The sequence below is a fragment of the Pseudomonas sp. RW407 genome, assembly GCF_003176655.1.
Classification (GTDB): Bacteria; Pseudomonadota; Gammaproteobacteria; order Pseudomonadales; family Pseudomonadaceae; genus Pseudomonas; species Pseudomonas delhiensis.
Window position 1 is genome coordinate 463,849 of sequence record NZ_QGSL01000029.1, and the last position, 24,411, is coordinate 488,259.

Below are 24,411 nucleotides of genomic sequence, written 5' to 3' on the forward strand. Positions count from 1 at the left end.
TGAGCGGCCACTGAGGAAGCTATGAGCAAAACCAACGAATCCCTGCTGCAACGCCGTCAGGCCGCCGTTCCGCGCGGCGTGGGCCAGATCCACCCGGTCGTCGCCGAGCGCGCCGAGAACGCCACCGTGTGGGACGTCGAAGGTCGCGAATACATCGACTTCGCCGGCGGCATCGCAGTACTGAACACCGGCCACCTGCACCCGAAAGTGGTCGCCGCCGTTCAGGAGCAACTGACCAAGCTGTCCCACACCTGCTTCCAGGTGCTGGCCTACGAGCCCTACATCGAGCTGGCCGAAGAGATCGCCAAGCGCGTTCCGGGCAACTTCCCGAAGAAGACCCTGCTGGTCACCTCCGGCTCCGAAGCGGTCGAGAACGCCGTGAAGATCGCCCGTGCCGCCACCGGCCGTGCCGGCGTGATCGCCTTCACCGGCGCCTACCACGGCCGCACCATGATGACCCTGGGCCTGACCGGCAAGGTGGTTCCGTACTCCGCCGGCATGGGCCTGATGCCGGGCGGCATCTTCCGCGCCCTGGCTCCGTGCGAACTGCACGGCATCAGCGAAGACGAGTCGATCGCCAGCATCGAGCGCATCTTCAAGAACGACGCGCAGCCGCGTGACATCGCCGCCATCATCATCGAGCCGGTACAGGGCGAGGGTGGCTTCTACGTCAACTCCAAGCCGTTCATGCAGCGCCTGCGCGCCCTGTGCGACGAGCACGGCATCCTGCTGATCGCCGACGAAGTGCAGACCGGCGCTGGCCGCACCGGCACCTTCTTCGCCACCGAGCAGCTGGGCATCGTCCCGGACCTGACCACCTTCGCCAAGTCCGTCGGCGGCGGCTTCCCGATCTCCGGCGTTGTCGGCAAGGCCGAGATCATGGACGCCATCGCCCCCGGTGGCCTGGGCGGCACCTACGCCGGCAGCCCGATCGCCTGCGCCGCGGCCCTGGCCGTGCTGAAGGTGTTCGACGAAGAGAAACTGCTGGAGCGTTCGCAAGCCGTTGGCGAAACCCTGAAAGCCGGCCTGCGCGACATCCAGGCCAAGCACAAGGTGATCGGCGACGTCCGTGGCCTGGGTTCGATGGTCGCCATCGAGCTGTTCGAAGGCGGCGACGTGAACAAGCCGGCTGCCGAGCTGGTCAGCAAGATCGTCGTGCGTGCTCGCGAGAAGGGCCTGATCCTGCTCTCCTGCGGCACCTACTACAACGTGATCCGCTTCCTGATGCCGGTAACCATCCCGGACGCCCAGCTGCAGAAAGGCCTGGCCATCCTGGCCGAGTGCTTCGACGAACTGGCCTGACAGGCTCGTTCGGCAGTACCGGAAGAGGCCCGCGCAAGCGGGCCTTTTCTTTTTCCGGGGTTTCGCTCCGCCTGCGTCGCCGTGCCGCATCTACCCCCTTGGTCGTATCGGAGAGTGCCGCCGCATCAGCTATCCTGTCCTGCGCGCGATGCCGTCCGGGCCTCCCTCTGGCAGGCGCCTTGCGACTCGGTTAAGGTGCGCGCGCATCTGCGAGAGGATCTCCATGACAGCACTCAGCGCCGCGCCGACCGTTCTGGTCGCCGCCGCCGACCCCTGGAACCGCGAACTGCTCGGCCAACTGGTACTGAGCGTGCGTTGCGACGCGGCCGTCGAATATTGCGAGGACGGCGACCAGGCCATCCAGGCCTGCCGGCTGCGCGCCTTCGGCCTGGTGCTGGCCGAGCAGGAACTGGCCGGCACCGACGGCATCGACCTGCTCCGCCACCTGCGCCGCAGCCGCCGTGGGGCGGGTGCGCCGGACTTCATCCTGATCAGCGCCAAGGCCGATGCGGCCAGCGTGCGCGCGGTGCTGCCGCTGGCGCCCAGCGCCTACCTGGTCAAGCCGTTCAATGCCGAGGACCTGCGCCAGCGCCTGCGCAGCCTGCTGCTGGAGCCGGGGCAGGAAGTCAGTTGCGCCGTGCCCCGGGGGCTTACCGGCAGCCTGGCTGAGTTCCTCGCCGAGGCACGTGACGCCGCCGAGGGCGCGCCCCTGCTGGCGGCGGTGGGCGAGGCGGCGAGCCGTTGCCTGAGCTGCGAAGGGGTCAGCCTGGAGCAGATGGAAGAAGAATTCGGCCGCGACCCGCAGATCACCGCCTGCCTGATCGCCGCGGCCAACAGCGCCGCGCGGCACGTCGGCATGCCCTGCCTGACCCTCGCCCAGGCGCTGGCCCGCCTCGGCCTGGCCCAGGCCTGCAACCTGGTGCTGGGGCTCAGCCTGGAGCACGCCGCGCAACTCGCCGAGCCGCGCCTGAAGGAGCGCGCCGCGGCATTCTGGGCGCTTTCCCAGCGTACCGCCGATGCCGCCCAGGCCCTGGCCGAGAGCCTCGACGTCGACGCGCCGCGCTGCTACACCGCCGGCCTGCTGCATTGCCTGGGCGACCTCGCGGTGCTGCGCACCCTGGAGGAATGGTGCCGGCGCGGCGGGGCGCTGGAGGACCAGGAGATCGACGACAGCCTCAAGGCCTTCGGCGCCAGCTTCGGCTCCACGCTGCGCGCGCGCTGGCGCCTGCCGCTGGAGCTGCGCGGGCTGGTCGCCGCGTGCTACGGCATGGGTAGCGGGGTGTTCTCGCGCAAGGCGCTGGTGCTCAACCTGGCGGCCAGGGCGGCACGCCTGCCAGCGTCCCAGGCCGGGTTACTGAAGGAGGAGAAGGCGCTGCGGATGCTCGGGCTGGGGCCGGTGGAATTGCAGTTGCTGCAGAAGTTCTGTGACGCCGAGGAGCCAAGCGCTTCGTAGGATCAGCTGTTTCCGGCTGCGCGAGGTGCTCTTCGTAGGAGCGGAACTTTTCCGCGATAGCCGGACGTTCCGGCGCGATTCACGGATGAAATCCGCTCCTACGCTGCCCCACCCACGCCATTTCCTTGTAGGAGCGCGCCCTGCGCGCGAAGTCGCGGGCAGGGCCAGCTCCTACAGTCTGCCCCGAGGCATGGCGTTACTACTGTAGGAGCGGAACTTTTCCGCGATAGCCGGACGTTCCGGCGTGATTCGCGGATGAGATCCGCTCCTACGCTGCCCCACCCGCACCATTTCCTTGTAGGAGCAGCGCCCTGCGCGCGAAATCGCGGGCAGGGCCCGCTCCTACAGGCTGCCCCGAGGCATGGCGTTCTTACTCGTAGGAACTTTTCCGCGATAGCCGGACGTTCCGGCGCGATTCGCGGATGAAATCCGCTCCTACGCTGCCCCACCCGCGCCATTTCATTGTAGGAGCGCGCCCTGCGCGCGAAATCGCGGGCAGGGCCCGCCTACCGTTCACAGCAAGGCATGGACCGCTCGCGGACAATAAAAAACGCCGCTTCCCGAGTAGGGAAGCGGCGTTCCTTTGTGGCTGACGCGCTAACGCTTCAACGCTTGGCCAGCAGCTCCTTGCCACGCGCCACGGCGGCGCGAACCTGGGCCGGGGCGGTGCCGCCGATGTGGTCGCGGGCGTTCACCGAGCCTTCCAGGGTCAGCACGGCGAACACGTCGTCGGCGATCTGGTCGCTGAACTGGCGCAGCTCGTCCAGGCTCATCTCGGCAAGGTCCTTGCCGCTGTCCACGCCGTATTTCACCGCGTGGCCGACGATCTCGTGGCAGTCGCGGAAGGGCAGGCCCTTGCGCACCAGGTAGTCGGCGAGGTCCGTGGCGGTGGAGAAGCCGCGGCGGGCCGCCTCGCGCATGATCTCGCGCTTGGGCTTGATGGCCGGGACCATGTCGGCGAAGGCGCGCAGGCTGTCGCGCAGGGTGTCGGCGGCGTCGAACAGCGGTTCCTTGTCTTCCTGGTTGTCCTTGTTGTACGCCAGCGGCTGGCCCTTCATCAGCGTCAGCAGGCCGGTGAGGTGGCCGAACACCCGGCCGGACTTGCCGCGTACCAGTTCCGGCACGTCCGGGTTCTTCTTCTGCGGCATGATCGAGGAGCCGGTGCAGAAGCGGTCGGGCAGGTCGATGAACTGGAACTGCGCGCTGGTCCAGAGCACCAGCTCCTCGGAGAAGCGCGACAGGTGCATCATCGCCAGGGAGGCGGCGGCGCAGAATTCGATGGCGAAGTCACGGTCGGACACGCCGTCCAGCGAGTTGCCGGAGATCGCTTCGAATCCCAGCAGTTCGCAGGTGATTTCCCGCTGGATCGGGTAGGTGGTGCCGGCCAGCGCGGCGCTGCCCAGGGGCATGCGGTTGACGCGCTTGCGGCAATCCACCAGGCGCTCGTAGTCGCGGCTGAGCATCTCGAACCAGGCCAGCAGGTGGTGGCCGAAGGTCACCGGCTGGGCGGTCTGCAGGTGGGTGAAGCCGGGCATGATGGTGTCCGCCTCGGCTTCGGCCAGGCCCAGCAGGCCCTGCTGCAGGCGGGTGATCTCGGCGAGGATGGTGTCGATCTCGTCGCGCAGCCACAGGCGGATGTCGGTGGCCACCTGGTCGTTGCGGCTGCGGCCGGTGTGCAGCTTCTTGCCGGTGACGCCGATGCGGTCGGTCAGGCGCGCCTCGATGTTCATGTGCACGTCTTCCAGGTCGACGCGCCAGTCGAAGCTGCCGGCCTCGATCTCGGCCTGGATCTGCTTCAGGCCGTCGATGATGGCGTCGCGCTCGGCGTCGGTCAGCACACCGGCCCGGGCCAGCATGCTGGCGTGGGCGATGGAGCCCATGATGTCGTGGTGGTAGAGGCGCTTGTCGAAGTCGACGGAGGCGGTGAAGCGGGCGACGAAGGCGTCGACGGGTTCGCTGAAGCGGCCGCCCCAGGACTGGTTGGTCTTCTCTACGCTCATGGATCTCTCTCGCGGAAACAGGCAGGCGCGTGCAGCGCCTGCAGGAAGGGCAAAGTCCGACGATAATAGCAGGCTGAAGGTCAAAAACGGCGTGCGCTTCGACGGGTGTGGCGGGGGGAACCAGGGTGGCCGCCCCGGCCGGGCGCGGCGCAGTCGACATTTCGGTGCTCGAATTCGCCCGGCGGGCTGCGATCCGCTTGCCGAGGCGCGGAGGCTTGCGGAAACTTCGGCGATGCCAAACCAAGCCAAGACCGGCGCCCAGCCGGCAACCCACGACGATTTCTTCATCCCCGAACTGTGCCAGAGCGAGGCGCTGTTCAGCCTGGTCCTGCTGGCCGAGCTGCTGGTGCTGGTACTGGTGCTGGCCGAGCCGATGACGCCCAGCTTCAACTGGGTGCGCCTGGCCCTGGCCTCGCTCTTCGTGCAGTGGATAGTGCTGCTCTCGGCGGGCCTGCTGTGCCGCCTGCGGCCGCTGCTGGCGCGCTGGCCGGCATGGGGCTCGGGGCTGGCCAGCTGCCTGCTGGTGGTGCTGCTCACCCTCGGCTGCACCGCGGTGGCCGACTACTACGCGCTCGGCGGGCCGCTGTCGATCAAGGGCGAGGTCAACCTGTACCTGCGCCATGCCTTGATCGCCCTCATCATGTCGGCCTTGTTGCTACGCTACTTTTACTTGCAGAGCCAATGGCGCAGGCAGGAACAGGCCGAGCTGCGCGCGCGCATCGAGTCGTTGCAGGCGCGCATCCGCCCGCACTTCCTGTTCAACAGCCTGAACAGCATCGCCAGCCTGATCGAGCTGGACCCGGGCAAGGCCGAGCAGGCGGTGCTGAACCTGTCGGACCTGTTCCGCGCCAGCCTGGCCAAGCCGGGGACTTTAATTTCCTGGGGGGAGGAACTGGAGTTGGCCAGGCGCTATCTTTCCATAGAGCAGTATCGCCTGGGCGACCGGCTGCAACTGGACTGGCAGGTGAGCGGCGTGCCCGATGGCGTGCCCATCCCGCAGTTGACCCTGCAGCCACTGTTGGAGAATTCATTGATCTACGGTATCCAGCCGCGCATCGAAGGCGGCCTGGTGAAAGTTGAGGCGGACTATCGTGACGGTGTGTTCCAGTTGTGCGTGAGCAACCCCTACGACGAGTCGACGCAGACGCTGCCCACGAAGGGGACCAAGCAGGCGCTGCAGAATATCGCGGCGAGAATTGCGGCACTTTTCGGGCCAAAAGCGAGTCTCAGCGTCGAACGCCGTGACGGACGGCACTACACCTGTCTACGCTATCCATGTGCGCGTCTCATGCAGGAAGCCTGAGCTTATGAATGTCCTGATCGTCGATGACGAACCCCTGGCGCGCGAGCGCCTGGCCCGGCTGGTGGGGCAACTGGACGGCTACCGCGTCCTCGAACCCTCCGCCAGCAACGGCGAAGAAGCGCTGGCGCTGATCGACAGCCTGAAGCCGGATATCGTCCTGCTGGATATCCGCATGCCCGGCCTGGACGGGCTCCAGGTCGCCGCCAAGCTGTGCGAGCGCGAAGCCCCCCCGGCGGTGATCTTCTGCACCGCCCACGATGAATTCGCCCTGGAGGCCTTCCAGGTCAGCGCGGTCGGCTACCTGGTCAAGCCGGTGCGCGCAGAGGACCTGGCCGAGGCCCTGAAGAAGGCCTCCAGGCCCAACCGCATCCAACTGGCGGCGCTGACCAAGCCGCCGGCCGCCGGCGGCCCCGGCCCGCGCAGCCACATCAGCGCGCGGACGCGCAAGGGCATCGAGCTGATCCCCCTGGAGGACGTGATCTTCTTCATCGCCGACCACAAGTACGTGACCCTGCGCCACGCCGGCGGCGAAGTGCTGCTGGACGAGCCGCTGAAGGCCCTGGAAGACGAGTTCGGCGAGCGTTTCGTGCGCATCCACCGCAACGCCCTGGTCTCGCGCGAGCGCATCGAGCGCCTGCAGCGCACCCCGCTGGGGCATTTTCAGCTTTACCTCAAGGGCCTGGACGGCGACGCCCTGACCGTGAGCCGGCGGCATGTCGCCGGGGTGCGGCGGTTGATGCATAACTTGTGAGGGCTGCAGGCTTCAGGCGGCAGGCTGCAGGCATAGGCGCAGCTGGTTTGCAGGCCGCGCCGAGGCGATTTTCGTAGGAGCGAGCTTGCTCGCGAACCGCGTGGCGCCGTTTGTTCGCGAGCAAGCTCGCTCCTACAGCGGTGATGTAGGCGCGGGCTTGCCAATGAACCCTGATCCCGGGGATGGCCCGAGCGGGGTGGGCTGAAAGCCTGTCTTGGCGTCGCAGGGGGGAAAGCCTGGGCGCTGAAGCCTGTTATCATCCCCCGCAGTCCCTTGTCCCGGAATTGCCCATGTCGTCCCGCGAAATCCGAATCGCCACCCGTCAGAGCGCATTGGCCCTGTGGCAGGCCGAGTACGTCAAGAGCCGCCTTGAGCAGGCCCACCCCGGCCTGCGCGTGAGTCTGCTGCCGATGACCAGCCGCGGCGACAAGCTGCTCGATGCCCCGCTGGCGAAGATCGGCGGCAAGGGCCTGTTCGTGAAGGAACTGGAGACCGCCCTGCTGGAGGGCGCGGCCGACATCGCCGTGCACTCCATGAAGGACGTGCCCATGGACTTCCCCGAGGGCCTGGGCCTGTACTGCATCTGCGAGCGCGAGGACCCGCGCGACGCCTTCGTCTCCAACACCTACGCCAGCCTCGCCGAGCTGCCCGCCGGCAGCGTGGTCGGCACCTCCAGCCTGCGCCGCCAGGCGCAGCTGCTGGCCAGCCGCCCGGACCTGCAGATCCGCTTCCTGCGCGGCAACGTCAACACCCGCCTGGCCAAGCTCGACGCCGGTGAGTACGACGCCATCATCCTCGCCGCCGCCGGCCTGATCCGCCTCGGCTTCGAGGCGCGCATCCGCTCCGCCATCGGCGTGGAGGACAGCCTGCCGGCCGGTGGCCAGGGTGCCGTGGGCATCGAATGCCGCAGCGCCGATACCGAGATCCACGCGCTGCTGGCGCCGCTGCATCACGCCGACACCGCGCTGCGGGTGACCGCCGAGCGCGCGTTGAACAAGCGCCTCAACGGCGGCTGCCAGGTGCCCATCGCCTGCTACGCCGTGCGCGAGGGCGAGCAGCTGTGGCTGCGCGGCCTGGTCGGCCAGCCCGACGGCGCGCAGCTGCTGCGCGCCGAGGCCCGCGCGCCGCTGGCCGAGGCCGAGGCGCTGGGCGTGAAAGTCGCCGAAGACCTGCTGGGGCAAGGCGCGGCCGACATCCTCGCCGCCGTGTATGGCGAGGCCGGCCCGCAGTGAGCCACTGGCGCCTGCTGCTGACGCGGCCGCAGGAAGAGTGCGAGGCCCTGGCCGCCAGCCTGGCCGAACACGGCGTGGCCAGCGCCAGCCTGCCGTTGCTGGCCATCGAGCCCCTGGAAGAAACCCCCGAGCAGCGCAGCCTGCTGCTCGACCTGGACCGCTACTGCGCCGTGGTGGTGGTCAGCAAGCCCGCCGCGCGCCTGGGCGTAGAGCGCATCGACCGCTTCTGGCCGCAGCCGCCGGCGCGCCAGGGCTGGTTCGCGGTCGGCGCGGCCACCGCGGCTATCCTCGATGACTACGGTCTGCGCGTGCACTACCCGGAGCACGGCGACAACAGCGAGGCGCTGCTGGCGCTGCCGGCCCTGGCGCAGGCCCTGGAGGTGCCGGGGCCGCGGGTGCTGATCCTGCGTGGCGAAGGTGGCCGAGAATTCCTCGCCGAGCGCCTGCGCGGCCAAGGTGTGGCCGTGGATTATCTGGAACTCTACCGCCGCGTCCTGCCGGCCTACCCGGCGGGCGAACTGGCGCGGCGGGTGTGCGAGGAGGCGCTGAACGGCTTGGTGGTGAGCAGTGGCCAGGGCCTGGAGCACCTGCTGCGAGTGGCCGGGGAGGACTGGCCGCAACTGGCCGGGCTACCCTTGTTCGTGCCCAGCCCGCGGGTCGCCGAACTGGCCCGCGACGCCGGTGCGCGACGCGTGATCGATTGCCGCGGGGCGAATGCCGCGGCCCTGCTGGAGGCGCTCAGGGGCGCCGACGAAGAATAATTTCCGAGCGAAGGATGGACCTGTGAGCGAAGCCGTCACTCCCCAAGACACCCCGCAAAGCACTCCCGTCGAGCCGACCCCGCCCGTCCCGGCCAGGTCCGGCAATGGCCTGGCCCTGCTCGCCCTGCTGGTCGGCGTCGCCGGCCTCGGCGTCGGTGGCTGGGGGCTGTGGCAGACGCAGCAGCTGCAGGCCCGCGACCAGGCCCGCGCGCAGCAGCTGGAGGAAGCTCGCAGCCAGGCCCAGAACCTGCTGAACCACAACGGCGCGCTGGACAAGCGCCTGGACGCGCTGCCCAGCGCGGACGAGCTGGAAGCCCGCCGGCGCCTGGTGGTCGAGCTGCAGGGCGACCAGCAGCAACTGGCCCAGCAGTTCAAGCAGGTCCTCGGGCAGAGCCGCCAGCAGTGGCGCCTGGCCGAGGCCGAGCACCTGATGCGCCTCGCCTCGCTGCGCCTCTCCGCGCTGCAGGACATCGACAGCGCCACCCAACTGGTGCAGGGCGCCGACGACATCCTCCGCGCGCAGAATGACCCGGGCGCCTTCGCCGCCCGCGCGCAACTGGCCAAGAGCCTCGAAGCCCTGCGCAGCCTGCCGCAGCCGGACCGCACCGGGCTGTTCCTGCAGCTCGGCGCGCTGCGCGAGCAGGCCGCCCAGCTGCAGCCGCTGGAGCCGAGCTTCAAGGAAGGCCCGGGCAAGGCCTCGACCACCGCCTGGGGCGACGGCAGCAGCACCCTGGACCAGTGGTGGGAGCGCATCTCGCGCTACGTGCGCATCGACTTCAACGCCGGCCAGGACGTGCGCCCGCTGCTTTCCGGGCAACAGCTGACGCGCGTGCGCCTGGCCCTCAGCCTGGCCCTGGAGCAGGCGCAGTGGGCCGCGCTCAACGGGCGCCAGGAAGTCTACGAGCAGGCCCTGAAGCAGGCGCGGCAGATCCTCGGCGACTTCTTCAACGCCGACCTCGCCGACAGCCGCGCCCTGGGCCTGCGCATCGACGAGCTGGCGCAGCAGCCGGTGGCCGTCCAGGCGCCGGACCTGAACCCGGCGCTGAGCGCCCTGCAGGCCTACGTGGTGCGCCGCGACCAGGCCGCCGCCGACCAGCAGCAGGCGCCCGCCGCGCCCCAGGCGGAGGGCAGCCAATGAGCCGCGTCTACCTGCTGGTCCTGGCCCTGGTGGTGGCCGCCACCCTGGTCGGCCTGGCCATCGCCGAGCAGTCGGGCTACGTGCTGATCGCCTACAAGAGCTTCCGCTACGAATCCAGCCTGTGGACCTTCCTCGCCCTGCTGGCGCTGGTGTGGCTGCTGTACCTGGCGGTACGCCTGGTGCTGCGCCTGCTCGGCGTGTCCGGGCGGGTGGTCAACCCCTGGTCGCGCTTCAACCGCCGGCGCCGCGCCGAGATGGCCGAGGAACACGGCCAGCGCGACCTCGCCGAAGGCCACTGGGCCCCGGCCCTGCGCCACCTGCGGCGCGCCGCCGAACTGAACGAGCGCAGCCTGCCCAGTTACCTGGGCGCGGCCCGCGCGGCCAACGAACTGGGGCGCTTCGAGGAGTGCGACCAGGTACTCGACCGCGCCCTCGAACGCCAGCCCGGCACGGCCCTGGCCGTGGGCCTGACGCGCGCGCAACTGCTGATCAACCGCGGTGCCTTCGAGCCGGCACGCGCGGTGCTGGTGAAGCTGCACGAGGAACACCCGCGCCACCCCACGGTGCTGCGCCTGCTCCAGCAGCTCTACGTCAGCCTGCAGGACTGGCGCCCGCTGCTGGCCCTGCTGCCGGAGCTGCGCAAGGAACGCGTGCTGGAGAACGCCCAGCTCAGCGACCTGGAACGCCGCGCCTGGATCGCCGCCCTGGAAGCCGCCGGCGAGCAGGGCCTGGGGCAGGGCGAGACGGCCCTGCAGCCGCTCACCCAGACCTGGCAGAACCTGCCGGCCAACCTGCGCGCCCAGCCGCTGCTGGTCGCCGCCTACGCCCAGCAGCTGCTGCGCCTGGGCGCGCCCGAGGAGGCGGAGAAGGTCCTGCGCCAGGCCCTCAAGGAAGGCTACGACGAGCGCCTGATGCTGCTCTACGGCAAGGCCCGCGGCAGCGACCCGGCGCGCCAGCTGCAGAACGCCGAGGCCTGGCTGAAGAAATACCCCGACGACCCCGTCCTGCTCTTGTCCCTGGGCCGCCTGTGCCTGGCCGACAAGCTCTGGGGCAAGGCCCGCGACTACCTGGAGGCCAGCCTGGCCCGCCAGCACAGCGCCGAGACCTGCGCCGAGCTGGCGCGCCTGCTGGCGCACCTGGGGGAGACCGAGCGCAGCAACAGGCTGTTCCAGGAAGGCCTGGGCCTGTTCGGCGCGCCTGTGGGCAGTGCCGTCCAGTTGCCTGCGAAGGTGTAGGAAGGTTCGGATGAAACGCGGCGCCCTGGGGCGCCGCTTTCGTTTGTAGCTGACAGCGACCGCCTACTTGCCGACGTAGCGGATGCGGTAGATCGCCCCGGCCATGTCATCGCTCACCAGCAGCGAACCGTCCCTGGCCACCAGCACGTCGGCGGGCCGCCCGAGCACTTCCTCGCCGGCCTGCAGCCAGCCCTCGGCGAACAGGCTCTGGCGCTTGAGCGAGCCGTCGGCGTTCAGCTCCACCCGCACCACCCGGTAGCCGACCTTGCGGCTGCGGTTCCACGAGCCGTGCTCGGCGATGAAGACGTTGCCGCGGTACTCGGCGGGGAACTGCTCGCCGCTGTAGAAGCGCATGCCCAGGGCCGCCACGTGGGCGCCGAGGCCGGCCACCGGCGCCACGAAGGCCGAGCAGGGGCGCTGGGCGAATTCCGCGTCGGCGATGCGCCCGGCGTGGCAGTCCGGGTAGCCGAAGTCGTCGCCGGCCCTGGTCACGCGGTTCAGTTCGTCGTCGGGCTGGTCGTCGCCGAGCAGGTCGCGGCCGTTGTCGGTGAACCACAGCCGGCCCTGGGCGTCCCAGTCGAAGCCCACGGTGTTGCGCACGCCGTAGGCCACCACCTCGCGCTGGCTGCCGTCCACCGCCATGCGTTGCAGGTTGGCGTAGTGCTCGCGGTCCGGGCGGCAGATGTTGCAGGGCGCGCCCACCGGCACGTAGAGCTTGCCGTCGGGGCCGAAGGCGATGAATTTCCAGCCGTGGTGGGTTTCCGTGGGGAACTCGGGGGGCAGCGCCTCGGGTTCCGGCGGTGCGTCCAGGTGCGTCTCGATGTCGCGCAGTACGTAGAGGCGGCTGACAGCCGATACGTACAGGTCGCCCCGGTGGAAGGCCACGCCGCTGGGCATCTTCAGGCCGCTGGCGATCACTTGCGGACGCCGCTCGCCGGGGCGCAGGGCGTACACCTTTCCGGCCTCGCGGCTGCCGATGAAGAGCGTGCCCCCGTCGCCCAGGGCCATGGCGCGGGCGTTGGGGACCTGGTCGCTGAGCACCTCGATGCGGAACCCCTCGGGTACCTTGAGCCGCTCCACCACCGAGGCGGCGAATGCGCCGGGGAGGGGGACGAGCAGCAGCGCGGCGAGTAGGATCAACTGTCGACGCATGGTAGGAATTCCCTGATGGCTGTCCGGCCCAGTCTAGCCCGCCGCCTTGAAAGGCCTGCGGAATTTCCTCTACCGTAGCGGCCTTTCCGAAAATGCCGTGCCACTGGAGCCGCCATGAACCTGGCCAGCCCGCGTTCCCTGTTCTTCCTCGCCTTCCTCGCTTGCGCCGCCATGCTCGGCGCCGGCTTCTACCTGCAGTACATGGTCGGCCTGGAGCCCTGCCCGCTGTGCATCATGCAGCGCATCTTCTTCGCCGGCGCCGGGCTGTTCTCGCTGATCGCCGCCCTGCACGGCCGCGGCCGGCGCACCTACGCGGTGCTGGTGCTGCTCTGCTCGCTGGCCGGCGCCGGTACCGCGGGCCGGCAGATCTGGCTGCAGACCCTGCCGCCGGACCAGCTGCCGTCGTGCCTGCCGCCGCTGGACTACATGATGCAGACCATGCCCTACGCGGACATCCTCTGGACCATGTTCCACGGCTCGGCCGACTGCGCCGAAGTGACCTGGACGCTGCTGAGCCTGAGCATTCCGGAGTGGAGCCTGCTGGCCTTCGTCGGCTTCGCCCTGTTCGCCGTCTACCAGTTCCTGCGTCGCGGCTGATTGCCGCGGGGCGCCATAACCCACCGCGGCGCGAAGCCAGCGCCGCCGCGGCCTGCCGATTAAACGCTCGTATGAATTTTCCCGCGAAAGGTGTCTTGAAGCCGACATCCCACGGGCATACTCTGGTCTTCCGCACCGCCGGAATCCCGCCATCAGAGCGGTAGAAGGCCGGCGAGTGCACGCATTCGACAGAGAATTGTCCCGGGGTGGAACCCGCCGGGACAGGCCGAGGGAAGCGAGGACAAGATGCTCGAGAGCTGCCGCAATGCCCAGGAACGTTGGGGAGGCGTCCACCAGCTGATCGACCGCTGGTTGCGTGACCGCCAGGAACTCATCCAGGCCTTCGATTCGCTATCCGGCACCCAGGCGCCCGCGGTCAATGGCGAGGGGCTGGAGAACTTCTGCCAGCGCCTGGTCGACTACGTCTCCGCCGGCCACTTCGAGGTCTACGAACAACTGATGGACGAGGCCAAGGCCTTCGGCGATGCGCGCGGCCTGGAACTGGCCAAGCAGATCTACCCGCGCCTGGAAACCATCACCGCGTCCGCGCTGAACTTCAACGACCGCTGCGACAACGGCGACTGCCGCGAAGGCACCTGCCTGACCAGCGAATTGAAAGCCCTGCGCCAGGAATTGCACGAGCGCTTCGAGCTTGAGGATTGCCTGATCGAGGTGCTGCACAACGCCCACGAGCAGCGCACGGTCGGCGCCTGATTCCCAGCGGCGAGCAAAGGGGCGCGGTCCTTGCGGACGCGCCCTTTTTTCATGCCTGGAAAAACCCGGTGGGGCGGCTGGAAGCCCCGTGCCATGCGGCTTCCGGTTCTTCTGGAGTTCGCCTCCGGGGGCTTCGTTGCGGCGGCATGCGGCGGCGTTGACGAGGGTGTCGATGGGGGAGGCGCGCCCGAGGCGGGTTGCCCAGCCTGTGGAAAAACGGCTGCAGATTGTGCCTGGCGCGGGTTTCAGCTTTATTGGGGCGTTGGCGAGAGGGGCTGTGCGGGTCTAGTATGGGCGCAACCACGTACGCCAGGAGGCACGTCATGTCGGCCAACAAGAAACCTGTCACTACTCCCTTGCATCTGCTGCAGCAACTTTCCCACAGTTTGATCGAGCATCTGGAGACCGCCTGCAAGCAGGCCCTGGTGGACTCCGAGAAACTGCACGCCAAGCTGGAAAAACAACGCGCCAAGGCGCAGGACAAACTGCACAAGGCACGCACCAAGCTGCAGGAAGCGGGCAAGTCCGGGAAGGCCAAGGCACAAGCCAAGGCCAAGGCCGGCATCGCGGAACTGGAAGAGGTGCTGGAAACCCTGAAGGGCCGCCAGGCGGAAACCCGTACCTACATCGCCAGCCTCAAGCGCGACGTCCAGGAAAGCCTGAAGCTGGCCCAGGGTGTGAGCAAGGTGAAGGAAGCGGTCGGCAAGTCCCTGGCCATCCGCAAGCCGGTTGCCGCCGCCAAGCCCGTCGCCGCCAAGCCGGCTGCCAAAGCTGCCGCTGCCAAGCCCGCTGCTAAACCGGCTGCCAAGGCCGTTGCCGCCAAGCCGGCTGCCAAAGCTGCTGTTGCGAAACCCGCCGCCAAGCCGGCTGCTAAAGCTGCCGCTGCCAAGCCCGCCGCCAAACCGGTTGCCAAGGCTGCTGCTGCCAAGCCTGCCGCTAAACCGGTTGCCAAGGCTGCTGCCGCCAAGCCTGCTGCTAAACCGGCTGCCAAAACTGCCGCTGCCAAGCCTGCTGCTAAACCGGCCGCCAAAGCTGCTGCTGCCAAGCCTGCCGCTAAACCGGTTGCCAAGGCTGCTGCTGCCAAGCCTGCCGCTAAACCGGTTGCCAAGGCTGCCGCTGCCAAGCCTGCCGCCAAGCCGGCTGCCAAAACTGCTGCCGCCAAGCCCGCCGCTAAACCGGCTGCTAAAGCTGCCGCCGCGAAGCCGGCTGCCAAGCCCGCTGCTGCCAAACCGGCCGCCAAGCCCGCCGCTGCAAAGCCTGCCGCCAAACCGGCTGCCAAGCCCGTAGCTGCGAAGCCCGCCGCCAAACCGGCTGCCAAGCCCGCTGCTGCGAAGCCTGCCGCCAAACCAGCCGCCAAGCCTGCCGCTGCCAAACCGGCTGCCAAGCCCGCCGCAGCCAAGCCTGCAGCGCCCGCTGCTGCCCCGGCTGCTGCTCCCGCTGCCCCGGCCGCGTCGACCGCTCCGGTCGCCAGCGCAGCATCGGCTCCGGTAGCGCCGAGCGCTCCGGCCGCCACGCCGAGCAGCGCTTCCTAAGGCGCCGCTCGCGAAGCCGCCGCGGTGCGCAGCTGTTGCAGCGCACCGCGGCGTGCCTTCCCCGCTTCGCCGGCGCAGCCCTGCAGCCAGGCGTCCAGTTCGTCCCTGTCTTCTTCGGCCCAGTCCCGTCCCGCTTCCGCCAGCCGCTCCAGTTGCAGGCGTTCGGCGCGCAGCTCCAGTGTTTTCAGGGTTTCCCGCAACGCTTCCAGATGGGCGTCGTCCCTTGCTCCGGCCTTCCATCGCTGGCGCAACGTACGCAGGGGGCTGACCACCTCGTTCTGCCAGCCGGCGGAGGCTCTCGCCAGGGCGACCAGGCGTTGTTCGCCACAGGCCACGCCACGGGCGCCGAACCAGGCCCCGGCCAGCAGCAGGCAGACGTCGGCGCCGGCCTCCTGCAATGCCAGGCAGGCCGCCTCGCAGCCCGGTTGCGCGTAGAGGTCCAGGGCGAACGACCAGATATCTTCTGTCATAGGGCTCCCACAGCGGTTGCGCGGCGAAGCTGATAAACTCCGCCGCCATGATTCGACTACAAAATCTTACGCTACAGCGTGGCCCCCAGCGCTTGCTGGAAGGTGCCGAACTGACCTTGCATGCCGGCCAGAAAGTCGGCCTGATCGGTGCCAACGGCGCCGGCAAGTCGAGCCTGTTCGCGCTGCTGCGCGGCCAGCTCGGGCAGGACGCCGGCGACTACCGGATTCCCGCCGACTGGCGCATCGCGCACATGCGCCAGGAAGTGGACACCCTGGAACGCCAGGCGGTGGACTACGTCCTCGACGGCGACGTGCGCCTGCGCGAAATCCAGACGCAGCTGGCCAGCGCCGAAGCTGCCCATGACGGCGCCGCCGTGGCCCGCCTGCACACCGAGCTGGACAACGCCGACGGCTACACCGCCGACGCGCGGGCGCGCAAGCTGCTGGCCGGCCTGGGCTTCTCTGCCGAGCAGATGGAGCGCCGCGTCGGCGACTTCTCCGGTGGCTGGCGGATGCGCCTGAACCTGGCCCAGGCGCTGATGTGCCCGTCCGAACTGCTGCTGCTCGACGAACCCACCAACCACCTCGACCTCGACGCCATCCTCTGGCTCGAGGAGTGGCTCAAGGGTTACCCGGGCACGCTCATCCTCATCTCCCACGACCGCGACTTCCTCGATGCCGTGGTCGACCACGTGGCGCACCTGGAGCAGCGCAAGCTCACCCTCTACCGCGGCGGCTACTCGGCCTTCGAGCGTACCCGCGCCGAACGCCTGGCGCAGCAGCAGCAGGCCTACGAGAAGCAGCAGGCGCAACGCGCCCACATGGAAAAATACATCGCCCGCTTCCGCGCCCAGGCCACCAAGGCGCGCCAGGCCCAGAGCCGCATCAAGGCCCTGGAGCGCCTGGAGGAGCTGGCCCCGGCCCACATCGACTCGCCCTTCGACTTCGTCTTCCGCGAGTCGGACAGGATCTCCAGCCCCTTGCTCGACCTCGCCGAGGCGCGCCTGGGCTATGGCGACAAGACGGTGCTGGAGAAGGTCAAGCTGCAACTGGTGCCCGGCGCGCGCATCGGCCTGCTGGGCCCCAACGGCGCCGGCAAGTCGACCCTGATCAAGACCCTTTCCGGCGACCTGCCGCTGCTGGCCGGGCACCTGGCGCGCGGCGAGAACCTCGCCATCGGCTACTTCGCCCAGCACCAGCTCGACTCGCTGGACGCCAAGGCCAGCCCGCTGCTGCACCTGCAGCGCATCGCCCCGGGCGAGCGCGAGCAGACCCTGCGCGACTTCCTCGGCGGCTTCGACTTCCGCGGCGCGCGCTGCGACGAGCCGGTGCTGAACTTCTCCGGTGGCGAGAAGGCGCGCCTGGCGCTGGCCCTGATCGCCTGGCAGAAACCCAACCTGCTGCTGCTCGACGAGCCGACCAACCACCTCGACCTGGAGATGCGCCTGGCCCTGACCATGGCCCTGCAGGAGTTCTCCGGGGCGGTGGTGGTGGTGTCCCACGATCGCCACCTGCTCAAGAGCACCACCGACCAATTCCTGTTGGTGGCCGACGGCCGCGTGCAGGACTTCGACGGCGACCTCGACGACTACGCCCGCTGGCTGGTGGACTTCCGCGCGCGCCAGGCGCCGGCCGTCAATGCCGGCGCGGCGTCCGCCGAGAAGACCGACAAGCGCGCCCAGCGCCAGGCCGCCGCCGCGCTGCGCCAGCAGTTGGCGCCGCACAAGCGCGAGGCGGACAAGCTGGAGAAGGAGCTCGGCGGCCTGCACGAGAAGCTCGCCGCGCTCGAGGAGAAGCTCGGCGACAGCGCCCTCTACGAAGCCGCGCGCAAGGACGAGTTGCGTGACCTGCTGGCCCGGCAGGCGACGCTCAAGACGCGCGAGGCCGAGGTCGAGGAAGCCTGGCTGGTGGCCCTGGAAACCCTGGAGAACCTCCAGGCCCAGCTCGAAGGGGCCGAGTGATGGAGGACCTGCCGCTGCTCATCGCCTGGAGCGATCCGTTGCTGCGCGGCCTGCAGATCATCCTCATCCTGCTCCTGGCCTGGGTGCTGCAGCGCCTGGTGGCGCGCGGCCTCAACCGCCTGGCCCAGCGCTACCCGCTGCCCCACGAACTGCTGCTGCCGCTGCGCGGCGGCCTGCGCTGGCTGATCATGGGCTCGGCGCTGATGATGGTGCTGGAGCGCCTGGGGGTTTCCGCCCAGGTGCTGTGGACCGCGCTGACCGGCTTCGTCGCGGTCGCCGCGGTGGCCTTCTTCGCCATCTGGAGCGTGCTCTCCAACCTGTTCTGCGCGGTGCTGATCTTCACCGTCGGCCCGTTCCGCCTGGGTGACCTGGTGGAGGTCATCGAGTCGGCCGACAAGGTCGGCGTGAAGGGCCGCGTCACTGCCATCAACCTGCTCTACACCACCCTCGAGGAAACCTTCGAGGACGGCACCAGCGCCCTGCTGCAGGTGCCCAACAGCCTGTTCTTCCAGAAGGCCATCCGGCGCTGGAAAGGGCCCGGGCTGAGTAGCGGAAGATAACGACAACCCCTGTTCCCACACGGATACCCACGCACTATGGAATGGCTCGCTAGCCCCGAAATCTGGGTTGCCTTTCTGACCCTGACCGCCCTGGAGATCGTCCTGGGCATCGACAACATCATCTTCATCTCCATCCTGGTCAGCCGCCTGCCGGCGGCGCAGCAGCCCAAGGCACGGTTCTTCGGCCTGGCCCTGGCGATGGGCACGCGGATCCTCCTGCTGCTGTCGATCACCTGGGTGATGCGCCTGACCGCCGACCTCTTCGAGGTGTTCGGCCAGGGCGTTTCCGGGCGCGACCTGATCCTGTTCTTCGGCGGCCTGTTCCTGCTGTTCAAGAGCACCATGGAGATCTACCACAGCCTGGAAGGCGCCGAGGAAGGCGGGCAGGGCAGCGCCAAGAGCCGTGGCTTCATGGCGGTGATCATCCAGATCGCGATCATCGACATCATCTTCTCCCTGGACTCGGTGATCACCGCCGTGGGCCTGGTGCAGAACGTGCCGGTGATGATCGCCGCCATCGTCATCTCGGTCGGCGTGATGATGCTCGCCGCCGGCACCATCAGCGCCTTCATCGACCAGCACCCGTCGCTGAAGATGCTGGCGCTGTCCTTCCTCATCGTGGTCGGCACCGTGCTGGTGGCCGAGGCCTTCGAGGTCCACGTGCCCAAGGGCTACGTCTACTTCGCCATGGCCTTCTCGCTGGCGGTGGAAGCGCTCAACATCCGCCTGCGCGGCGCCCTGGCGCGCAAGCGCGGCGAAGCGCCGGTGAAGCTGCGCAAGGACCTGCCGAGCTGATTGGCATGCCCCGCGCCGGGCTTCCTCCATACCTGTAGGAGCGGGCCCTGCCCGCGATTCGCGCGCAGGGCGCGCTCCTACAGGGGAACGCCGGAGTCACGCCGATGGGTATCGCTTCGCTCTACCCATCCTACGGGCTCGGAGTACCCGGAAAGAGATTCTCTGTGACCAAGCCCGAAGCGCGCCTGGGATCAAGGTCAAACGGCGGATAACCGCGAACGGTTATCCGCCCTACACGGCAACGCGCGACTCGGGCACACTGGCTACCCGTAACAAGATTTTTCGCCACGAGGTCCGCCATGCTCGCCAGTACCTGGTTCGCCTTCTTCATCGCCTGCTGGATCATCAGCCTGTCGCCCGGCGCCGGGGCCATCGCCTCGATGTCCTGCGGCCTGCAGTACGGCTTCTGGCGCGGCTACTGGAACGCCCTGGGCCTGCAGATCGGCCTGGCCCTGCAGATCGCCGTGGTCGCCGCCGGCGTCGGTGCGCTGCTGGCCACCTCGGCGCTGGCCTTCAGCGTCATCAAGTGGTTCGGCGTGGTCTACCTGGCCTACCTCGCCTGGCGCCAGTGGAGCGCCGCGCCGCAGGTGATGCAGGCCGACGCCGAGCGCCCCATCGGTCGCCCGCTGAGCCTGGTGCTGCGCGGCTTCCTGGTCAACGCCAGCAACCCCAAGGCGGTGATCTTCATGCTCGCCGTGCTGCCGCAGTTCGTCGACCTGCACCGGCCGATGGCCATCCAGTACGTGATCATGGGCGCCACCATGATCTGCGTCGACCTGATCGTCATGGCCGGCTACACCGGGCTGGCCGCGCGGGTCCTGCGCGCGCTGCGCTCGCCACGCCAGCAGCGGCTGATGAACCGCACCTTCGCCAGCCTGTTCCTCGGCGCCGCCGCGCTGCTGGCCACCGTCCGCCGCGCCCCGGTCTGATGCCGACGGGCGCCGCCTAGGCGGGGCAATGGTGGCGGAGTAGTATTGGCGCCCTCCATTCTCATTCGCCTTCCGCCATGCGCCTTCCAAAGCTTCTCATCTGGCTGCTGCCGCTGCTTTGCGGCGCCAGCCTCACGGCCCTGGCCGACGCGCCGGTCGACCCTTCCCAGGCCCTGCACCTGCTGAGCTACCTGGCTGCCGACTACCCGCCGACGGTGAACGCCGGGCAGGTGGTCGACGCCACCGAATACAAGGAACAGCTGGAGTTCGCCGGCCAGTTGCAGGCGTTGTTGCTGGCCTTGCCGGCGCGCCCCGAGCGGGCCGACCTGGAACGCGAGGTGGCCGGCCTGCGCCGCGCCATCGAGCAGCGCCAGCCCGGCGCCCTGGTGGCGCAGCAGGCGCGGCACCTGGAAGCGCGCCTGGCGGATGTCTACCAGGTGGTGCAGACCCCGGCCATCACCCCCGACCCGGCCCGTGGCGCGCCGATCTTCGCCCAGCAGTGTTCCATCTGCCACGGCGATACCGGCAAGGGCGACGGCCCGGCGGGCATCGGCCTGCAGCCGCCGCCGGCCGACCTCACGGCCCGCGCGCGCCTGGACCAGCTGAGCCTCTACGACCTGCGCACGGTGATCGGCCTGGGCGTCGCCGGCACCGACATGCCGGCCTTCGCCGACCAGCTGGACGAGCGCCAGCGCTGGGACCTGGCGGCCTACGTCGCCGGCCTGAGCGCCACCGCCGCCCAGCCCGACGGCACCCACGCCTACCCGCTGGCCAGCCTGGCCACCCAGACCCCGGCCGAAGTGGCCGCCCGTGACGGCGACGCCGCCGCGCAGAGCTTCCGGGCCCTGCGTGCGCATCCGCCGCTGGAGCACCGCGGCCCTGCGCAGCTGATCGACTACACCGCCGCCACCCTGGACAAGAGCTTCGCCATCTACCGCCAGGGCGACCACGACCAGGCCTACGACCTGTCCGTGGCGGCCTACCTGGAAGGCTTCGAGCTGGTGGAAAGCTCGCTGGACAACGTCGACGCCACCCTGCGCAAGGCCACCGAGAAAGAGCTCATGGCCTACCGCCAGACGCTCCGCGACGGCCTGCCGGAAGCCCAGGTGGCGCAGCAGCTGGAGCGCGCCAAGGGCAAGCTGGGCGAAGCCGCCAAGGCACTGAGCGGCGACTCCCTGAGCAGCACCATCAGCTTCGTCTCGGCCCTGCTGATCCTGTTGCGCGAGGGCGTCGAGGCGATCCTGGTGCTCGCCGCCATCCTCGCCTTCCTGCGCAATACCGGGCAGGAAGCCGCCACCCGCGGCGTGCACGTCGGCTGGGGCCTGGCCTTCGTCGCCGGCTTCGTCACCTGGGCGCTGGCGGCCTACGTGATCGACATCGGCGGCGCCCAGCGCGAGCTGATGGAGGGCTTCACCTCGCTGTTCGCCTGCGTGATGGTGCTCTGGCTCGGCGTGTGGATGCACGACCGCCGCCACGCCGCGGCCTGGCAGGACTACATCCGCAGCAGCCTGGTGGGCGGCGGCGGGCGCTTCGGCTTCGCCGTGCTGGCGTTCTTCTCGGTGTACCGCGAGCTGTTCGAGGTCATCCTGTTCTACGAAACCCTCTGGCTGCAGGCCGGCCCGGCCGGGCACAGCGCGGTGATCGCCGGCGCCGGGTGCGCGGTGGTGCTGCTGATCGGCCTGGCCTGGGTGATCCTGCGCGGCTCGGCGAAACTGCCGCTGAAGCTGTTCTTCACCGTCAACGCCGCGCTGCTCTGCGCGCTCTCGGTGGTGTTCGCCGGGCATGGCGTGGTGGCCCTGCAGGAAGCCGGGGTGATCGGCACCCGCCCGGTGCCCTTCTTCGACTTCGACTGGCTGGGCATCAAGGCCGACGCCTATTCGCTGTCGGCCCAGGCCCTGGCGCTGCTGGCGGTGGCCGTGCTCTACGGGCGCAGCCTGCTGGTGGAAAAACGCAAGGCCGCGGCGCTGCCCTGAGGCGGCGCGCGGCAAACCCCGACGGCCAGTGCGATACTGGCCGTCGTCATGTTCGGGAAACGAGTCCGATGCGTATCTGGATCGATGCCGACGCCTGCCCCCGCGCGGCGAAGGAACTGGTGGCGAAGTTCGCCCTGAAGCGCAAGCTGGAAGTGGTGATGGTCGCCGGCCAGCCGGTGGCCAAGCCGCCGTTCGCCTGCGTCAGCCTGGTGGTGGTGCCCAGCGGCATGGACGCCGCCGACGACTACCTGGTGGAGCAGGCCGAGCCGGGCGACCTGGTGATCTGCAGCGACGTGCCGCTGGCCGACCGCCTGGTGAAGAAGGGCGTGGACGCCCTGGACCCGCGCGGCCGCGAGTTCGACGCGAAGAACATGGGCGAGCGCCTGGCCATGCGCAACCTGCTCACCGACCTGCGCGACCAGGGCCAGATGGGCGGCGGCCAGGCGCCCTACGGCGACAAGGACCGCCAGGCTTTCGCCAATGCGTTGGATCGGTTGCTGACGAAGCTGAGCAAGGGAAGTTCTTCGTAGGAGCGAGCTTGCTCGCGAATAGAGTTTCCTGGGGGCTGCAGAGCTGGGTTTGAGAGCGCCCTCTCCCCAGCCCTCTCCCTGAAGGGAGAGGGGGCTTGTCCGTGCCGGCGGATAGGCATGGTTTCAACCTGCAACTTCGCTTCCGGCTAACACTGAAATGCCCGTTTCTGCCCAACGGTCCCCTCTCCCTTCAGGGAGAGGGTTAGGGAGAGGGCAAGGGGGTTGCCCCACGCGCCGGAGTTACCGGGAGATGCGGTTCGCGAGCAAGCTCGCTCCTACGACAAGCGGCTGCATCAGGCCAGTTCAAGCACCCGATCGACCAACTTGTTGATCCCGCTGGCCGCCTCGGCGATGTTCTGCGCCAGCATGTAGGCCGGGGTGGTCACCAGCTTGTGGCGGCTGTCCTCGACTATCTCGTCCACCGGGCATTCGACGTGCTTGGCGCCCATGCGGGTCAGGGCGGCGGCGGTGTCGGCGTCGCAGCCGATGGTGCATTCGATGCCCGGGCCGTAGATGCGCTCGGCCATGGCCGGGGCGATGCAGATCAGGCCTACCGGCTTGTGCGCGGCGGCGAAGGCCTTGGCCAGGGCCAGCACGTCCGACTCGACCTCGCACTGGTCTCCCTCGAAGGCGAAGTTGCTGAGGTTCTTCGCCGCGCCGAAGCCGCCGGGAACGATGAGCGCGTCGAAGTCCTCGGCCTTCGCCTCGCGCACGTCCCTGATGGCGCCACGGGCGATGCGCGCGGACTCCACCAGCACGTTGCGGCTCTCGGGCATTTCCTCGCCGGTCAGGTGGTTGACCACGTGGTGCTGGGCGATGTCCGGGGCGAAGCACTGCACCTGCGCACCGCGCTGGGCCAGGCGCAGCAGGGTGATCACGCTTTCGTGGATCTCGGCGCCGTCGTAGACGCCGCAGCCGGAGAGGATGACGGCAACTTTCTTGTGCATGCAGGTACTCCTGGTTCGGGGTGGCCGGCGTGGCGACGTGCCTGTCGCCATATGCCGGCCGGGTTGTCACCGGCGGCCGTTGTACCCGGGCGCCAGAGGACTAGGATCGGTATCCATAAGCATAACGATTCGGTCGCGCCATGAACTACATCCTCTTCGCGGTGCCGTTCTTCTTTCTGCTGATCGCGCTGGAGCTGCTCGCCGACCGCTGGCGCGGCACCTCCACCTACCGCCTGGGCGACGCCCTGAACAGCCTCAGCGCCGGGGTGCTGTCCACCACCAGCGGCCTGCTGACCAAGGGCATCGGCCTGGTCACCTACGTGTTCGCCTGGCAGCACCTGGCGCTCTTCGAGTTGTCGGCGCAAAGCGCCTGGGTCTGGGTGTTCGCCTTCGTCTTCTACGACTTCTGCTACTACTGGAACCACCGCCTGGGCCACGAGCGCAGCATCCTCTGGGCGGCCCACGCGGTGCACCACCAGAGCGAGGAGTACAACCTCAGCACGGCGCTGCGGCAGACCAGCACGGGCTTCCTGTTCGGCTGGATCTTCTATCTGCCGATGGCGGTGGCCGGGGTGCCGCCGCTGGTGTTCCTCACGGTGGCGGCGCTGAACCTGCTCTACCAGTTCTGGGTGCACACCCGGCACATTCCCAAGCTGGGCTGGTTCGAATGGGTCTTCATCAGCCCTTCGAACCACCGGGTGCACCATGCGCAGAACCCTGTCTACATGGACCGCAACTACGGTGGCGTGTTCATCCTCTGGGACCGCCTGTTCGGCACCTTCCAGGAAGAGCTGGACGAGGAGCCGGTGGTGTTCGGCGTGACCGTGCCGCTGGCCAGCTGGAACCCGCTGTGGGCCAACCTGCAGGTGTATGCCGCGCTGTGGAACGATGCGCGGCGGGCGGGCAGCTGGTGGGACAAGCTGCGCATCTGGTTCATGCGCACCGGCTGGCGCCCGGCCGACGTGGCGGCGCGCTACCCGCTGCAGAAGCCCGACCTGGCCACCTTCCGCAAGTTCGAGGTGCCGCTCTCCCGCGGCCGGCAGTGGTACGCGGCGCTGCAGTTCGCCGGCTACGTG

General features: G+C 69.0%; 22 protein-coding genes. 18 read left to right on the forward strand and 4 right to left on the reverse strand.

Features of this window, described 5'->3' with window-relative positions; translation table 11 throughout:
• Nucleotides 1-21 precede the first annotated feature (21 nt).
• Complete coding sequence (gene gabT, locus DK254_RS02980; RefSeq protein ID WP_089391056.1) at nucleotides 22-1,302, forward strand: 4-aminobutyrate--2-oxoglutarate transaminase; 1,281 nt, start codon at nucleotides 22-24, stop codon at nucleotides 1,300-1,302.
• 223 nt (nucleotides 1,303-1,525) lie between these two features.
• Complete coding sequence (locus DK254_RS02985; protein ID WP_109932112.1) at nucleotides 1,526-2,755, forward strand: HDOD domain-containing protein; 1,230 nt, start codon at nucleotides 1,526-1,528, stop codon at nucleotides 2,753-2,755.
• A gap of 605 nt (nucleotides 2,756-3,360) precedes the next feature.
• Here the strand turns inward: DK254_RS02985 and argH are convergent.
• On the reverse strand, nucleotides 3,361-4,755 hold the full coding sequence (argH, locus tag DK254_RS02990; protein WP_109932113.1) for an argininosuccinate lyase: 1,395 nt from the start codon (nucleotides 4,753-4,755) through the stop codon (nucleotides 3,361-3,363).
• 232 nt (nucleotides 4,756-4,987) lie between these two features.
• On the opposite strand from argH, the gene DK254_RS02995 reads away from it, so the two are divergent.
• The 6 genes from DK254_RS02995 to DK254_RS03020 all read left to right on the forward strand — a co-directional run bounded on the left by DK254_RS02995 (nucleotide 4,988) and on the right by DK254_RS03020 (nucleotide 11,175).
• Nucleotides 4,988-6,058, forward strand: a complete 1,071-nt coding sequence (locus DK254_RS02995) for a sensor histidine kinase (protein WP_109932115.1) — start codon at nucleotides 4,988-4,990, stop codon at nucleotides 6,056-6,058.
• A gap of 4 nt (nucleotides 6,059-6,062) precedes the next feature.
• Entirely contained in the window at nucleotides 6,063-6,809 is a 747-nt protein-coding gene (gene algR, locus DK254_RS03000) for an alginate biosynthesis regulator AlgR (RefSeq protein WP_074978054.1), read from the forward strand.
• Nucleotides 6,810-7,099: 290 nt separating this feature from the next.
• Nucleotides 7,100-8,041, forward strand: a complete 942-nt coding sequence (gene hemC / locus DK254_RS03005) for a hydroxymethylbilane synthase (RefSeq protein WP_089391051.1) — start codon at nucleotides 7,100-7,102, stop codon at nucleotides 8,039-8,041.
• Entirely contained in the window at nucleotides 8,038-8,802 is a 765-nt protein-coding gene (locus DK254_RS03010) for a uroporphyrinogen-III synthase (RefSeq protein ID WP_109932117.1), read from the forward strand. Before hemC ends, DK254_RS03010 begins: the two co-directional genes overlap by 4 nt.
• A gap of 22 nt (nucleotides 8,803-8,824) precedes the next feature.
• Nucleotides 8,825-9,940 (forward strand): uroporphyrinogen-III C-methyltransferase, encoded by a 1,116-nt coding sequence (locus DK254_RS03015; protein ID WP_109932118.1) that lies wholly within the window; start codon nucleotides 8,825-8,827, stop codon nucleotides 9,938-9,940.
• Nucleotides 9,937-11,175: a heme biosynthesis HemY N-terminal domain-containing protein gene (locus DK254_RS03020; protein WP_109932120.1), complete on the forward strand. Its 1,239-nt coding sequence runs from the start codon at nucleotides 9,937-9,939 to the stop codon at nucleotides 11,173-11,175. The genes DK254_RS03015 and DK254_RS03020 overlap by 4 nt, the downstream gene beginning before the upstream one ends.
• A gap of 63 nt (nucleotides 11,176-11,238) precedes the next feature.
• Here the strand turns inward: DK254_RS03020 and DK254_RS03025 are convergent, their stop codons facing one another.
• The gene (locus DK254_RS03025; protein ID WP_109932122.1) at nucleotides 11,239-12,327 is read right to left on the reverse strand and encodes a sorbosone dehydrogenase family protein; all 1,089 of its coding nucleotides are present in this window, start codon (nucleotides 12,325-12,327) and stop codon (nucleotides 11,239-11,241) included.
• 114 nt (nucleotides 12,328-12,441) lie between these two features.
• Here DK254_RS03025 and DK254_RS03030 point away from each other — a divergent pair, with 114 nt between their 5' ends.
• The 3 genes from DK254_RS03030 to DK254_RS03040 all read left to right on the forward strand — a co-directional run bounded on the left by DK254_RS03030 (nucleotide 12,442) and on the right by DK254_RS03040 (nucleotide 15,170).
• Complete coding sequence (locus DK254_RS03030; protein WP_109932124.1) at nucleotides 12,442-12,924, forward strand: disulfide bond formation protein B; 483 nt, start codon at nucleotides 12,442-12,444, stop codon at nucleotides 12,922-12,924.
• Nucleotides 12,925-13,170: 246 nt separating this feature from the next.
• Nucleotides 13,171-13,638, forward strand: coding sequence for a sigma D regulator (rsd, locus tag DK254_RS03035; protein WP_109932126.1), 468 nt, complete (start codon nucleotides 13,171-13,173; stop codon nucleotides 13,636-13,638).
• A gap of 323 nt (nucleotides 13,639-13,961) precedes the next feature.
• Nucleotides 13,962-15,170: an AlgP family protein gene (locus tag DK254_RS03040; RefSeq protein ID WP_109932128.1), complete on the forward strand. Its 1,209-nt coding sequence runs from the start codon at nucleotides 13,962-13,964 to the stop codon at nucleotides 15,168-15,170.
• On the opposite strand, the gene DK254_RS03045 is transcribed toward DK254_RS03040, so the two are convergent.
• Entirely contained in the window at nucleotides 15,167-15,640 is a 474-nt protein-coding gene (locus DK254_RS03045) for a TIGR02444 family protein (protein WP_109932129.1), read from the reverse strand. The two genes, DK254_RS03040 and DK254_RS03045, sit on opposite strands and share 4 nt — an antisense overlap.
• Before the next feature lie 47 nt (nucleotides 15,641-15,687).
• Between DK254_RS03045 and DK254_RS03050 the strand changes: the two genes are divergently transcribed.
• The 6 genes from DK254_RS03050 (at nucleotide 15,688) to DK254_RS03075 (ending at nucleotide 22,388) form a co-directional block, all read left to right on the forward strand.
• Entirely contained in the window at nucleotides 15,688-17,601 is a 1,914-nt protein-coding gene (locus DK254_RS03050; protein ID WP_109932131.1) for an ATP-binding cassette domain-containing protein, read from the forward strand.
• Nucleotides 17,601-18,161, forward strand: coding sequence for a mechanosensitive ion channel family protein (locus DK254_RS03055; RefSeq protein ID WP_109932133.1), 561 nt, complete (start codon nucleotides 17,601-17,603; stop codon nucleotides 18,159-18,161). The genes DK254_RS03050 and DK254_RS03055 overlap by 1 nt, the downstream gene beginning before the upstream one ends.
• A gap of 36 nt (nucleotides 18,162-18,197) precedes the next feature.
• A complete protein-coding gene (locus DK254_RS03060) occupies nucleotides 18,198-18,956 on the forward strand; it encodes a TerC family protein (RefSeq protein ID WP_109932135.1) in 759 nt (252 codons plus the stop codon).
• 299 nt (nucleotides 18,957-19,255) lie between these two features.
• Nucleotides 19,256-19,885 carry a LysE family transporter gene (locus tag DK254_RS03065; protein WP_109932137.1) on the forward strand — a complete coding sequence of 210 codons (630 nt, stop codon included), beginning with the start codon at nucleotides 19,256-19,258 and terminating at the stop codon, nucleotides 19,883-19,885.
• A 77-nt stretch (nucleotides 19,886-19,962) separates the two neighbouring features.
• Entirely contained in the window at nucleotides 19,963-21,858 is a 1,896-nt protein-coding gene (locus DK254_RS03070) for a cytochrome c/FTR1 family iron permease (protein WP_109932139.1), read from the forward strand.
• A gap of 68 nt (nucleotides 21,859-21,926) precedes the next feature.
• Nucleotides 21,927-22,388, forward strand: a complete 462-nt coding sequence (locus DK254_RS03075) for a YaiI/YqxD family protein (protein WP_109932141.1) — start codon at nucleotides 21,927-21,929, stop codon at nucleotides 22,386-22,388.
• Between the two features lie 293 nt (nucleotides 22,389-22,681).
• On the opposite strand, the gene elbB is transcribed toward DK254_RS03075, so the two are convergent.
• Nucleotides 22,682-23,335, reverse strand: coding sequence for an isoprenoid biosynthesis glyoxalase ElbB (gene elbB / locus DK254_RS03080; protein WP_109932143.1), 654 nt, complete (start codon nucleotides 23,333-23,335; stop codon nucleotides 22,682-22,684).
• A gap of 140 nt (nucleotides 23,336-23,475) precedes the next feature.
• Between elbB and DK254_RS03085 the strand changes: the two genes are divergently transcribed.
• Nucleotides 23,476-24,411 (forward strand): sterol desaturase family protein (locus DK254_RS03085; RefSeq protein WP_109932950.1); only part of this gene is annotated, 936 nt, incomplete at its 3' end.